Source organism: Xanthomonas sp. AC360 (assembly GCF_979258225.1).
Genome location: NZ_OZ409846.1, coordinates 2660559 through 2674433, shown reverse-complemented (window position 1 = coordinate 2674433; position 13875 = coordinate 2660559). Strand labels below are relative to the sequence as shown.

Here is a 13875-nt window from a genome sequence, read left to right as displayed (position 1 = left end):
TTTCAATCGCACAGTCGGCCAAGGCTCTGACGCGATGTACTCATTGCCTGCGGGAAAAACGGCGGCGGCAGGAATGGATTCACTGCGTGCCTTCCGACTGGTGAAGGCACTACGGCATCGACCAGCGCAGCCTGCGAAGCTCCGATGACGCCAAGCGCACGTACCGCACCGCTCTGCGGTCAGTGCCCGACCAGGCATGCGTGTGTTCCGCTCCACAACAGCACGATCAACCCACTTACTCAGCCGGCCTGCTCCACCAGATCGGCCAGTTCGTCTTCGTCGAAACCGGCAAGCAGCCGCGCCTGCAGATTGAACGGGCCATGCAGGTAGCCGCCGGCGTACTCGCGCAGCAACGCCTTGAAGCGTGCCCGTGGTTCGATACCGGCCTGCGCGCAATACCAGCGGTACCAGCGCGAGCCGGCCGCGACGTGCGCCACTTCCTCGCGCAGGATGGTTTCCAGCACCTCGGCCGTGGCGGCATCACCGAGCGAGCGCAATTTGACGATCATCGCTGGTGTCACGTCCAGGCCGCGCGCTTCCAGCACTCGCGGCACCAGCGCCATGCGCGCCAGACCGTCATGCGCGGTTTTCTCGCACATTTCCCACAGCCCGTTGTGCGCGGCAAAGTCGCCGTAGTCGTGTCCATGCGCCTGCAGGCGCGCGCGCAGCAGCATGAAGTGGCGGGATTCGTCGTCGGCCACCGCCACCCAGTCGGCATAGAACGCATCGGGCAGGCCGCGGAAGCGATAAGCCGCATCCCAGGCCAGGTCGATCGCATTGAGTTCGATATGCGCAATCGCATGGATGAAGGCCGCGCGTCCTTCCACCGTCCCCAGTCCACGCCGCGGCAACTCGCGCGGATGCACCAGTGCCGGTGTGGCCGGCCGGCCCGGCATGCAGATCGGCGCAGGTGCTGGCGCGGCCGCATTCAACCGCAGCTCGCCATCGCGAAACGCGGCGGCGTACTGTTGCGTCAACGCGACTTTTTGCAGCGGATCGGCAGCATCCAGGCAGGCGCGTGCGGCGTCGAACAGATCGGTGATCACCGCGCCTGCCGCACCTGTTGCTGACCCAGTGCCGCGAGCGATGCGGCACGTACCCGCTCGCAGGCGTTTGCCTTGACCCGCAACTCGCAGGCCGTGCGTTTGGCACACACCAGCGCGAACAGCCGCGCGCGATCGGCCTGCGCAGGCGCTGGCACCGATGACGGCAGCGCGCCCGGGCCACCCGCACCAATACCGATTCCTGCCCCAAGCAAACGCGCCTGGTCGCTGCGACAATCCACCGCGTACGTCCATTCCGCCAAACCCGCTGGCGGCGCGCCTGCAGCTGCCGCTGCGCGCAGGCGCACGACAACAAGTGACTCGCCCACGCGCGTGGCGCCGGCTAGATCCAGCCGCTGCGCGCCGGCAGGCGTGGCGACTGCGGGGTCCAGCGCGGCCTGTTGCTGCCAATCCAATTGCATGTCCAGGGTGGTGCTCAGTGCAACAGGCACCTGCCCGTTGCGCAAACGCGGGTCGTCCAGCGTGCGGATCGCCGCAGCGTCATCGGCGGCGCAGCCCGCCAGCAGCGCTGCCACCCCGGCAGCGACCACGGTCAGGTGGCCGCGGCGACGCAGCAGTTCAGGCGCGGCGACGCTTCTTGGCATCGTCCGAGCGCAGTTGCTGGATGCGTTCGAAATAGCCCGGTTCGATGCCGGTGATGTACTCGCCGTTGAAGCACGAGGAATCGAACTGCTTGATGTCCGGGTTGCCTTCGCGCACCGCCACTTCCAGATCTTCCAGGTCCTGGTAGATCAGCCAGTCGCAGCCGAGAAATTCCTGGATTTCCAGCTCGCTGCGGCCATGCGCGATGAGCTCTTCGGCAGCCGGCATGTCGATGCCGTAGATGTTGGGATAGCGCACCGGCGGCGCGGCCGAGGCTAGATACACCTTGCGCGCACCAGCATCGCGCGCCATCTGCACGATCTGCCGGCTGGTGGTGCCGCGCACGATGGAATCGTCCACCAGCAGCACCACGCGGTTGCGGAATTCCAGGTGGATCGGGTTGAGCTTGCGACGCACCGATTTCTGCCGCTCGCCCTGCCCGGGCATGATGAAGGTGCGGCCCACGTAGCGATTCTTGACGAAGCCTTCGCGGTACTTCACGCCGAGCACGTTGGACATTTCCAGCGCCACATCGCGCGAGGTGTCCGGGATCGGAATGATGGTGTCGATGTCGTGATCCGGGCGCAGGCGCAGGATCTTTTCGCCCAGCTTCAGGCCCATGCGCATGCGCGCCTTGTGCACCGAGATGTTGTCGATCATCGAATCGGGACGCGCGAAGTACACATACTCGAAGATGCACGGCGCATTGATGGTCGGGGCTGCGCAGACTTCCGAGAACAGCTCGCCGCGCGCGGTGATCACCATCGCCTCGCCGGGACGCACGTCGCGCACGCGCTGGTAGCCGAGGATGTCCAGCGCCGCCGATTCGGAGGACACGATGTATTCGGTACCTTCGGCGTGCTCGCGCTTGCCCAGCACCAGCGGACGGATGCCGTGCGGGTCGCGGAACGCCACCAGACCCAGACCCAGCACCACGCTCACCACCGCGTAGCCACCCTTGCAACGACGGTGCACGCCGGCCACCGCGCGGATCGCCGCCTCGGGGGTCAGCATGCGCTGTGCGTCCAGTTCGTAGGCAAACACGTTCAGCAGCACTTCGCTGTCCGAATCGGTGTTGATGTTGCGGCGGTCGGCTTCGAACACCTGCTGGCGCAAGGCCTCGGTGTTGATCAGGTTGCCGTTGTGCGCCAGCGCGATGCCGTAGGGCGAATTGACGTAGAACGGCTGCGCCTCGTCCATGCCTTCCGAGCCGGCGGTCGGGTAGCGGCAATGCGCGATGCCGACGCGGCCTTCCAGCACCGCCATCTTCTTTTCGTCGAAGACATCGCGTACCAGGCCATTGGCTTTTTGCACGCGCAAACGCGTGCCGTCGGCGGTGGCGATGCCTGCGGCGTCCTGCCCACGATGCTGCAGGACGGTCAGGCCGTCATAAAGTTGCCCGGCGACGTTTTGGTTGCCGACAATACCGACGATGCCACACATGGTGCGCGTTCTCCGCTGCGGCTTGCGCCGTTACTGTGAAGGTGGCCGTGCCTGGCCTTGGGATTCGACCCGAGCCGGGTCGCTTTCTCCGCCGCGAACCTGCGCCGGATCGATATTGGCCGGCATCGCCTGCGCCGGATCGCGTCCGTCGCTGGCGGCATTGCCGGGTTTGCCAGGTTTACCGAGCGCCCGCGACACGGTGTCGCTCAAGCCAGACCCGGACAGCATTTTGCCCAGGTCGGTATTATCGCCTGTCGAGGGCAACTTCCCCAACTCCGTGGGCAAGTTGCCGAGTTCCATGGATGGCATGTCCATCGACGGCATGCGCCAGGCCGGCAGTTGCGCTCGCATCCAGCCGGCGCCGGGCTGCAGCATCGGCAACAGCACCGATTGCCGCCACGCCGGCTCACGCGGCAACGGCGTAAACCCCATCAGCAGCACCAGCACACTGGCCAGAAACCCGCCACGCACCACGCCCAGACCGAATCCGAGCATGCGGTCGGTCCCGCCGAGTTTGACCGCATCCACGCCGGCGCGAATGACCATGCCGATCACCGCCACGCTGATCAGCACACCGACAAACACCATGGCGTAGCCACCAAACGACTCGGTGGCCGATGGGTGCTTGCCATCGGCCAGCCAGCGCGCCGCCGCGCCGCCAAACAGAAACGTGGCCCAGCCCGCCAGCAACCACGACAAGGTCCCAACCACGATCGCGACAAAGCCGCGCAGCAAGCCCAACAGGGCCGACACCAGAATGATGACGCCCAGCACCATGTCGATCATTGGCGACTTCTCCGCACGGCGCATGCGCCGGTCCAACGTGGCTTGCTGATCATTACCTTCCCCTCCGTGGGCGTGAGGCTGTCGAAATTGCGGGTATGGCCGAAAGATGCCAGCGCTGATCATCCGCCACTGCGGTGCCTACAACACGTGGACGGACGCGTGGCTCACACCGATTCGCACCGCTGTCGCGCTCGCTGCGTGGCGGCGCGACGCGTTGCGCTCATCTCAAGGATGCGGACGCACCATGCCGGAAATGCCGACCTTGGCCGCAACCTGCGCGCGCAACTGCTCGGCATCGCCACGGTTGGCGACCGGACCGACGCGCACGCGGTTGAGCGCGCCCTTGTCGGTACGGACCTGTTCGACAAAGGCGCTGAAGCCGGCAGCGCGCACACGGTCGCGCAGGGCATTGGCGTCTTCGGCGCGGCCGAACGCGCCCAACTGCACGGCAAACCCGACGCCGCTCGCGGCAGGGGCCGCCGGCGCGGTGGGTGCGGCGGCAACGGGCTTCGCAGGCTCGGGCTTGGCCGGTTCTACCTTGGCGACTTCCGGCTTGGGCGGTGCAGGCTTGGGCGCTTCGGCCGGCTTGGGAGCAGCGGCGACCGGCTTGGCCGGTTCCGGCGGCAGGCTTTCGGTCTTGGGCGCAGCAGGCGCGCTGGCAGCGGCCACGCTGCTGCTCGGTTTTGCAGCCGACGCGGGCGTTGGCGTCGCAACCGGCGCCGGTGCGGCGGCATTGGCGTCCAGCGTCACCACCTGCGCATTGACGTCGCCACGCACCTTCACTGCCTGCAGCCTGGCCGATTCGGCCTGGGCCTGATCGGCATACGGCCCCACGCGCACGCGCCAGGCAGGGCGGCCATTGATCTGGGTCTTCTCGCTGAAGCCGGGCAACTGCGCCTGCTTGAGCCGCGCGATCACCGCATCGGCATCGGCGCTGGTGGCATACGCGCCAAAATTCACCGCGTAGTTGCCGGCCGCCACGTCCGGCGCAGACGGCGCGCTGCTGGGGTTCGCCAGGTCGGCTGCGTCCGGGTTGTCCTGCACCGCCGCCGGAGCGCTGGGGGCACCAGCCATGCCCAGCGCACCACCCGCCGGCGCATTGCCAGGGGTGACCAGCGGCAATTCGCGGGTTTCGAACTCGCCATTGCCGGGCGCGGCAGGCGCCTCCAGCGGCACATCGGCGACACCGCTGGACGGCGCGGGGCCCTTGACCAGCATCGGCAGGAAGATCACGGCAAGCGCCACCAGAACGATGGCGCCAATCAGTCGCTGTTTCAGAGCAGTGTCCACAGTAAAGAGAGCTACAGGCGTGGCGGGGTGCCGCGGCGATTATAAGGCCGGCGCCACCTCGCCGACCCTAGTGGGCTGAACGAAGTGCGTTCATCGCGTCGGCAACGGTATGAAACGAGCCAAACACCAGCACGCGGTCGCCCGGGTTGGTCATGGCCAGCACCGCATGCACGGCGCCAGCGACGGTGTCATGGCATGGCGCCTGCGCAGCAACCGTGCCTTGCAGGCGCTGCTGCAGAGACTGTGCAGACTGACCACGCGCACCTTCCAAGCCGGCCAATGCCCACTGATCGATCTGCGCGGCCACCGCCTCCACCACCGCCGAGACGTCCTTATCTGCCAGCGCCGCGTAGATCGCATGCGTGCTGCCGGCAATCGGCTGCGCGCCGAGCGCCTGCGCCAGCGCGCGCGCGGCCTGCGGGTTATGCCCTACATCCAGCAGCACCGCCACGCCGGCGACGTCGCTGCGCTGCAGGCGACCTGCCACCTGGGCATCGGCGATGCCCTGCGCCCATGCCGTATGCGGCAGATCCACCGGCAAGGCCTGCAGCGCAGCGATGGCGGCGGCAGCGTTGGCCAGCTGCACCGGGGCCTGCAATGCCGGCATCGGCAGCTCCAGGCGCACCGCCACATCGCGCCAGCGCCAATGCTGGGCGTCGATCGGCTCGAAGAAATAATCGCTGCCGGCGCGGATCGCGTTGGCACCAAGTTGGTAGGCGCGGCGCAGCACGCTGGAGGGCGGGTCGATCTCGCCCAGCACCACCGGCTTCCACGCGCGGATGATGCCCGCCTTCTCGGCGCCGATCGCCTCGCGGTCCTCGCCTAGCCAATCGGTGTGGTCGATATCCACGGTGGTGATCACCGCCACGTCCGAATCGATGAGGTTGACCGCATCCAGGCGCCCACCCAGGCCGATTTCCAGCACCGCCAGGTCAAGTTCGGACTGCTGAAACAGCCACAGCGCCGCCAGCGTGCCGTACTCGAAATAGGTCAGCGGCGTCGTGCCCCGCGCCGCCTCTACTGCCGCAAATGCGGCGACCAGCTCGGCATCGCTCGCATCGACACCATCGATGCGCACACGCTCGTTGTAACGCAGCAGATGCGGCGACGTATACGCCCCCACCTTCCACCCAGCGGCGCGGCCGATCGCCTCGACAAAAGCCACCGTCGAGCCCTTGCCGTTGGTGCCGCCCACAACGATGACATGCTTGGCCGGCGCCTCGATCTGCAGCCGCGCAGCCACCTCGCGCACGCGCTCCAGCCCCATCGCAATGCTGCTGGGATGTTGCTGCTCAATGTAGGCGAGCCAGTCGGTGAGTGTGGTGGGAGTGGTCACGGGGTTACCTGATGTCGTGCGGGCGGCAGACATTATCCCGGTTGATGGAGTCTTGGACCAATGCAGGCAAGCCCGCTCCAGCGTAAATCGCAAGCGTTGACATCTGCTGTGTGCCACGGCAACCGGCGAAGGTATACAGGGATAGAGACTTACGTGCCAGAGCGGAGACAGCTGGGCGACGATACCCCTTTTAGCCGAACATCGAGCGCTGGCCTTTCAATGTCACTGCAATCTGTTGCTCGGGATAGCGGCGGTACAGGCTTTCGCTGATGCAGAGGTAACTTGGAAACGCATACTCCATTGGTCCGCCACGCAACCGATACCCGCAAAAGTGTCTGCTCGATTGATAGCAGCTCTGCATAACGTACGGTTATTCAACCCACCACCGATGGCGAAAGTCTGCAACCAAGCACTGTTTTTGCGCAACAGCCTGGACAGAAAACCCAGCATCATTGGTCTCCCGAAGAGCATGAATACATACAAAGACGCATCCCTGGCCTTCCATGTCCGCTGGTCGACCAAGACGACGACTGTATTTACGTCGCAGCACTGGTAGCACGATTCCGACAATCAGGAATGGTCATCTCCAATAGCGTGCTTGCATAAACTCGCGCCGGTATGGAATCGGCAAATGCGCCGAGCAAGATCAGGCCCAACAGGAGGAATACGGAAGCTGCCTTCATCCAAGCAAACAGCTTTCACTTCACTGCACAACCCTTGAAATTTTCGTTGGACCGCACATAGGCAAGCGGGGCAGTGATATCTCATCCATCCTAGAAAAACAAAGAGGTCAATGAATGTGGCACGGGCGCATACAGCACACCACAATGGCTAAGGTACCGCTGCCTGCGGTGCGGCGGGATAGTAGTCATGCACTGTGGAACCCAGCGAGGAGCGCTTCCCTTGGATGACCGCACTCACCGCACCATTCGGGAAGCTCATCATTTCGTGCTCGCGAATGCAAAGCCGCACAGGTGTCCCATGAGGCAATGGGGAAATCCTGAGTGCGTAAGGGCACATCAGGCTTTTCGGCGCCGAATGTATGAGCACTTGCTCTGAATACGTGTTGCCGAACGCCTCAGTCCATACCCAAGGCACAATCCTGACGACCAGCGCCCATGCAACCAGCCCGACCACCATCGTCGACATCAGCCAACGAAAGACACAGCGTTCAACACCTATTCGCTGCAACTGACGTTCGAGCCTACCAGTTGCATTGGCCCAGCACAGCGTGCCGAACAGGGCCATCGCGGTGAGACTGAACACCACAAGAGTAAGATCGATCGAAGCGTTGGACGGCGGAAGGAATCTGAAGGAATTAGCAAAAAAGAGCAACGCCACTGGCGTTAAAAACAAGGATCCCGCACGCAGAAGATGTGGTCTATGCATTCATTGCAAACCCGGCAAACGTGGATACAGCCACTTTGTGCACCATACCTGCCACGTGATTGCTACAACGCCCGATGCTTGGCTTCCCCAAAGAACGGGGTGTGGTGCGCGCAGTCGTTGAGGCGCACCACGTCCAGGTGATCGACGTCGTCGCCTTCGAGCAGGTTGAGCGTGGTCGGGGCCTGGCGGAAGCTCCACAGCTTGGACAGCGGCAGGCCGAGGATCTTGCACAGGATCACGCGGTTGACCGCGTCGTGCGCGACCACCAGCAAGGTGTCGTCGGCGCCCAGGCCATCGGCCGCGCGCGTCAGTCCGCGCCAGCTGCGGTCCAGCACCTGACGCAGCGATTCGCCGCCCGGCATCAGCACGGTGTCCGGCTCTTCGCGCCAGGCGCGCAGGCGCGCGGGGTCCTTGTCGTTGATCTCGCTGGCCAGCAGGCCTTCCCACTCCCCATGGGCAATTTCCTGCAGGTCCGAATCGGTCTGCAGCAGGCTTTCGCGCGATGCGCCCAATGCAGCCTTGGCAGTGGCCTGCGCGCGCGACAGCGGCGAGGCGACCGCACGGGTGATCTGCAACGCCTGCAGCCGCTCGCCCAACGCACGTGCCTGGCCTTCGCCAACCGGCGACAGCGGAATATCGATCTGGCCCTGGTAACGGCCTTCGGCGTTCCACGGCGTCTCGCCGTGACGAGCAAGCAGGATGCGCATGCGCTGAGAGTTCCTTGGGGGAGGGGCCGGCACGCCGCGGCGAAACCGGACCGCATCATAACCGCTCCCCGCCCCTTCCCTCTGCGCTTCAGCGCACGCCCTGTTCCCTGCTGACCGCCGCGCGGCCGTTAAGCCCCCCATCTGAGCCTCTAGACCCTCCAAGCTGAGGCTGTGCGCTTCCGATCCCCGGATCCTGGCGAAGTTGTCGAGGCCGGCAGCGGTGCCGGCGCGTTCAACCTGGAGATCGGCCGCTGTGTGCCGGTGTCACGCGCGCGATGCAGCGAACAGCGCCGCCACGCTGGACCTGCACTCCTAGCGTGCAGTACGCGTCCCGATATGGCAGGGCGCTGTTCCGGGCCAATATCCGCCACCCCGTGAGGCGCACTCAGACGCGACCGAACGCCGGATCGCTGCGACTGGGCTTGCCGGTTTCCAGATGGCCGGCCAGACGCCGCCGGAACGCGCCGCCCGGTTGCTCGACGACCACGTCGTACCAGTGGTCGCTTGCGGCGAGCGGCAACTGCAGGATCTGGCGCTGACCTGCAGAAAGTTGCAGCGCGCGCGGGGCCGGATCTGCGTAGTCCAGCGCGCGCAGTTGCAGCGTACAAGGCTGTTGCCCGGCGTTACCGATCTCCAGGATCAGCGTGCCGCCGTCCTGGCGCGCTTCGAGCCACGGTGTTGCCGCTGGGTGCGGCGTGGTCGCCAGATCGCCGGCAAATTCGCGCAGAAATCCATTCGGCCCGTGCACGCGCAGCGCATATGCGCCGTCGTGCGCGGCGCCCATCGGCACGTCATCGAGCCGGGTACCAGGTAATACCGTGTAGTACCAAGGCCCGCCGGTGGACGCGCTGGTGTAGACGTTGAATGCCGCCGCAGCCGTCCCGGTATTGACGAACTGCAACTGCAGCGCGCCATCGTCCTGCACGCGTGCGTGCACCTGTAAGGCATATGGCAACGCGCGCGCCGGGCGTTGGCCGGGCTCCTGTCGCGGCATGACGGCGTTGGTCGGCGGCACCGGCAATGGCTTGTTGCGTAGCGCCGCCGTGCGTGCGCGGTAGTCGCCGATGGACGGCAATGCGCTCAGCGCCGAATCGTCCGGCTTGCGGAAATCGAACACGCTGGTGAGATCGCCACTGACCGCGCGACGCCACGGGCTGATATTCGTCTCGGCCACACCGAAGCGACGTTCCAGCAAACGCAGCACCGAAGTGTGATCGAACACCTGCGAGTTGACCCAACCGCCACGCGTCCATGGCGAAATCACCAGCATCGGCACGCGGATGCCCAGGCCCACTGGCACGCCGTTGTAGGCCTCGCCGCGTACATCGACATTGCTGCGGCCCATACGCGCGTCCAGCGCTGGCAATGGCGCCGGCACATGATCGAAAAAACCGTCGTTCTCGTCGTAATTGATGATCAAGACTGTTTTCGCCCAGACCTGCGGATTGGAGGTCAGCGTATCGATCAACCGCGCCACCAGCGATTCGCCGTAGGCCGGCGGCGCTTCCGGATGTTCGCAATACGCAGTCGGCGGAATGATCCACGACACCTGCGGCAAGCGATTGCCCTGCACGTCGGCCGCGATCGCGGCAATCAGGTGGTCGGCCTGGGTGCTGGCCGCATTGTCTGCGGTGGATCCAGGCACACAGGCACGCGCGCGGCGATAACGTTCGTCGGCTGTGTCGAGCCCGCGGTAGTGCGCAAAATACGCCAACGAGTTGCAGCCGAAATTGTCGTATTCCTGATACACGCGCCAATCGATGCCGGCCGCCTGCAAGCGCTGCGCATAGGTGGTCCAACCCATCGCCGCGTAACCCGGTTTATCGCGCGCCATGTCGGCGGTCCAGTTGCCGTCATCGGCGTTGTCGGCCACCTGCGCGCGGGTATCGCCCACACTCAGCCCGCTGGTGCCGGTGAACAGATACATGCGATTGGGATTGGTCGGCCCGTGCATCGAGCAGAAGTAGCCGTCGCAGATGGTGAACGCATCGGCGAGTGCGTGGTAGTACGGAACGTCATGACGTTGGAAGTAGCCCATCGTCAACTCGCCCTTGTAGGGCACCCACGCGTCGTATTCGGCCCAGCGCGCCGGGTCCTGCCCGTGGCCGGCCTTCCACGAATGATCCAGGCTTTTGATCAGCGGCGCGCTCGTGGTTTGCGCATCGAAGGCAAACGGCAGCAGTCGGCGCCCATCGGCCGCCGGCTGACTCCACACCGGGTGACCATCGCGCAACTGCAGTGCATGCGGATCGCCGAACCCGCGCACACCGCGCAGCGTGCCGAAGTAATGATCGAACGAGCGATTCTCCTGCATCAGGATCACCACGTGTTCGATATCGCGCAGCGTGCCGGTCCGCGCATTGGCCGGCAGCGCGAGTGCGCGGCCGATCGACGACGGCAATGCCCCGGCGGCGGTGAGCGCAGCAACACGCTTGAGGAAATCGCGGCGCGAAGAAGAGGACGTCATAACGAAAAACCCTGCAAAAGTCGGTGACGTGCAACGCACGTGGCGGCCGCACACGACACATATAGCGGGCCTACGCGACAGTTTTGCGACAGCCACCGTCATCAATGTTTCATGAGCCATTGACACCCTGCGTCGCGAAACGCCGGTCTTGCACCGTGCGTCCGCCCTCAGCCGTGCTCGAACAGGACTCCCCCATGACTCCCGCCCGTCGTTTCCATGTCACGCCACTGGCACTCGCCCTCGCCGCGCTGCTTCCCGTCATTGCGCACGCCACCGATCCGATCGCTGCCAGCGTGGCGGACGCACCGGTCACGTCCGCCGATGCGGCCGGCAACGCGACTCAGCTGGATGCGATCAACGTGGTCTCGCAAGGCAGCACGCGGCAGGTGCAGCGCATCAGCCGGCAGGATATCGAGCAGCTGACGCCAGGCAGCAGCGCCTTCAAGGCGGTGGAAAAACTGCCCGGCGTGCAGTTCCAGTCCGCCGATCCGTTCGGCACCTACGAGTGGTCCACCCAAGTCACCCTGCATGGCTTCGACCAGAGCCGCCTGGGCTACACGCTCGACGGCATTCCGCTGGGCAACATGAGCTACGGCGTCACCAACGGCCTGCACATCACCCGCGCCATCATTTCCGAAAACCTCGGCTCGGTAGAGATCGCACAAGGCGCCGGCGCACTCGGCACCGCGTCCAACACCAACCTTGGCGGCACCATGCAGTTCTACTCCGCCGATCCGCAGACCACGCCCGGGGCGCGGCTGGTGCAGACGGTGGGCAGCGATGCCACGCGACGCACCTTCGTGCGTGCCGACACCGGCGATCGCGATGGCTTGTCGGCGTACCTGTCCTACGCCAATGCCACCACCGACAAGTGGAAAGGCTTCGGCGATCAGCAATCCGAACAGGCCAACCTCAAGACCGTGTATCAGTGGGGCGACGGCAATCGTCTGAGCCTGTTCCTGGATACCTCGCGGCGCAAGGAATACGACTACATGGATCTGTCGTTGACCAGCCAGCGCGCACTGGGCTGGGACTACGACTACCTGCAACCGGATTGGGCCACCGCCGTGCAGATGGCGCGCGCCTACCAGAGCACCGGCGCCACCAGTGGCGTGGCCAACGGTTACCCGCAATCGCTAGCCGGATTGCCCAGCGATTACAGCTGGCTCGATGCCAGTTACTACGCCGGCGGCGGCCTGCGCCGCGACAATCTTGCCGGCCTGTCGGGCACGTTCGTGTTCGGCGGTGTCACGTTGGATGCCACCGGCTACTACCACGCCAATCGCGGCGAGGGGCAATGGGTCACGCCGTATGTCGTCACCTCGGCGCAGATTCCGGTGTCGATGCGCACCACCGACTATGGCCTGGACCGTTTCGGCGGTACCAGCGCACTGAAGTGGTCGTGGGGCACTCACGATCTGGAAGCCGGCGTGTGGGCCGAAAATGCGCGCACTACGCAGGGCCGCAACTACTTCGCGCTCGGCAACGAGGGCTACACCTCGCTGTACAACGTGTATGAAGCGCAGACCCCGTTCCGCCGCGACTTTCTACAGCGCTACACCACCCAGACCCGCATGCTCTACGTGCAGGACACCGTGCGTTTGCTCGATGACCGCCTGACGTTGAACTACGGCGCAAAAGCGCTCAGCACCACCACGCGCGCGCAATCGCTGGTGCCCACCACATCACTGGCGCAAGGCCGCATCCGTGCCGAAGACAGCTTTCTGCCGCAAGTCGGCGTAAACTACAAACTCGACGAACGCCAGGACATCTACGCGTCCTACAGCAAGAACATCGCCGCCTTCGGGTTCACCCCGTTCGCCACCTCGCAGGCCGCGTTCGATCGCAGCCGCTCCACGCTGGAGCCGGAAGAGTCGCAAACCGTGCAGATGGGCTACCGCATGCAGGACGAGCAGTTCCAGCTCTCGGCCGATGCCTACTTCACCAAGTTCTCTAACCGTCTGCTGACCACCTCGCCGTGCAGCGCGGTGCAGACCTGCGCCTCGATTCTGAGTAACGTCGGCGCGGTGCATAGCGCCGGTGCGGATCTGGCGGTGATGTGGCGCCCGACCGACGGCCTGAGCTGGTTGAACTCGCTGTCGTGGAATCGCTCGCGCTATCAGGACGATTACCTCAACAACGGTGTGGTCGCGACCTCGGGCAAGGACGTGGTTGGCATCCCGGCGCTGATGTTCTCTTCCAGCGCCAGCTACCAGCTGGGCAACCTGCGCCTGGATCTGGACGGCAAGTACGTCGACAAGCGCTACATCACCTTTCTCAACGATTCGCAGGTGCCCTCGTACTGGCTGTTCAACGCCGGTGCGCGCTACGACTTCGGTCGCGTCGGCGGCGTGGCGGATATCGCCCTGGCGCTCAACATCACCAACCTCACCGACAAGCGCTACTTCGCCAGCACTGGCACCAACGGCTACGTCGCTTCCGATCCGGACGGCTACAACCAGACCATGGTGGTCGGCGCCCCGCGCCAGTACTTCATGAGTCTGGACGTGAAGTTCTGAGCAGCCCTGCAATCGCCGCTCTCCCGCTGGGGAAGAGGTTGGGGTGAGAAGACGGGCGCCAAGCGAGGGCGCATGGCGACGCGGTTGTGTGGCTGACTGCCTCGGTGACTGAGGCACCCCTCATCCGGCGCTGCGCGCCACCTTCTCCCGCACGCGGGAGAAGGGATGCGGACGATCGCCTGGCATCTGGCGTCGATCCGCCGCTGCGTAGCCCGACCCAATCCTTCTCGTCCTCTTGCCTTCTCGCCCTCTTGCCTTCTGGCCTCCTGGACCTCTCGCCTTCTCGCCTTCT

Annotated in this window: 10 protein-coding genes; 1 reads left to right on the top strand and 9 read right to left on the bottom strand. The window is 65.0% G+C overall.

The window, feature by feature from the left end; translation table 11 throughout:
* Positions 1-239: 239 nt before the first annotated feature.
* From ACZZ0O_RS11530 to ACZZ0O_RS11490, 9 genes are all read right to left on the bottom strand, one after another.
* The gene (locus tag ACZZ0O_RS11530; protein ID WP_463590815.1) at positions 240-1046 is read right to left on the bottom strand and encodes a ferritin-like domain-containing protein; all 807 of its coding nucleotides are present in this window, start codon (positions 1044-1046) and stop codon (positions 240-242) included.
* Positions 1043-1648 (bottom strand): hypothetical protein, encoded by a 606-nt coding sequence (locus tag ACZZ0O_RS11525; RefSeq protein ID WP_463590814.1) that lies wholly within the window; start codon positions 1646-1648, stop codon positions 1043-1045. The genes ACZZ0O_RS11530 and ACZZ0O_RS11525 overlap by 4 nt, the downstream gene beginning before the upstream one ends.
* Entirely contained in the window at positions 1623-3089 is a 1467-nt protein-coding gene (gene purF, locus ACZZ0O_RS11520; protein WP_055846019.1) for an amidophosphoribosyltransferase, read from the bottom strand. Before purF ends, ACZZ0O_RS11525 begins: the two co-directional genes overlap by 26 nt.
* A gap of 30 nt (positions 3090-3119) precedes the next feature.
* Positions 3120-3875 (bottom strand): CvpA family protein, encoded by a 756-nt coding sequence (locus tag ACZZ0O_RS11515; RefSeq protein WP_055846024.1) that lies wholly within the window; start codon positions 3873-3875, stop codon positions 3120-3122.
* 225 nt (positions 3876-4100) lie between these two features.
* On the bottom strand, positions 4101-5165 hold the full coding sequence (locus ACZZ0O_RS11510) for an SPOR domain-containing protein (protein WP_463590813.1): 1065 nt from the start codon (positions 5163-5165) through the stop codon (positions 4101-4103).
* A gap of 67 nt (positions 5166-5232) precedes the next feature.
* Positions 5233-6534 (bottom strand): bifunctional tetrahydrofolate synthase/dihydrofolate synthase, encoded by a 1302-nt coding sequence (gene folC, locus ACZZ0O_RS11505; protein WP_463590812.1) that lies wholly within the window; start codon positions 6532-6534, stop codon positions 5233-5235.
* A gap of 798 nt (positions 6535-7332) precedes the next feature.
* Positions 7333-7842 carry a hypothetical protein gene (locus ACZZ0O_RS11500; RefSeq protein WP_323525947.1) on the bottom strand — a complete coding sequence of 170 codons (510 nt, stop codon included), beginning with the start codon at positions 7840-7842 and terminating at the stop codon, positions 7333-7335.
* A 110-nt stretch (positions 7843-7952) separates the two neighbouring features.
* Entirely contained in the window at positions 7953-8597 is a 645-nt protein-coding gene (locus ACZZ0O_RS11495) for a histidine phosphatase family protein (RefSeq protein WP_463590811.1), read from the bottom strand.
* Between the two features lie 385 nt (positions 8598-8982).
* The gene (locus ACZZ0O_RS11490; RefSeq protein ID WP_463590810.1) at positions 8983-11064 is read right to left on the bottom strand and encodes a phosphocholine-specific phospholipase C; all 2082 of its coding nucleotides are present in this window, start codon (positions 11062-11064) and stop codon (positions 8983-8985) included.
* A gap of 104 nt (positions 11065-11168) precedes the next feature.
* On the opposite strand from ACZZ0O_RS11490, the gene ACZZ0O_RS11485 reads away from it, so the two are divergent.
* On the top strand, positions 11169-13583 hold the full coding sequence (locus ACZZ0O_RS11485; RefSeq protein WP_463590809.1) for a TonB-dependent receptor: 2415 nt from the start codon (positions 11169-11171) through the stop codon (positions 13581-13583).
* Positions 13584-13875 lie beyond the last annotated feature (292 nt).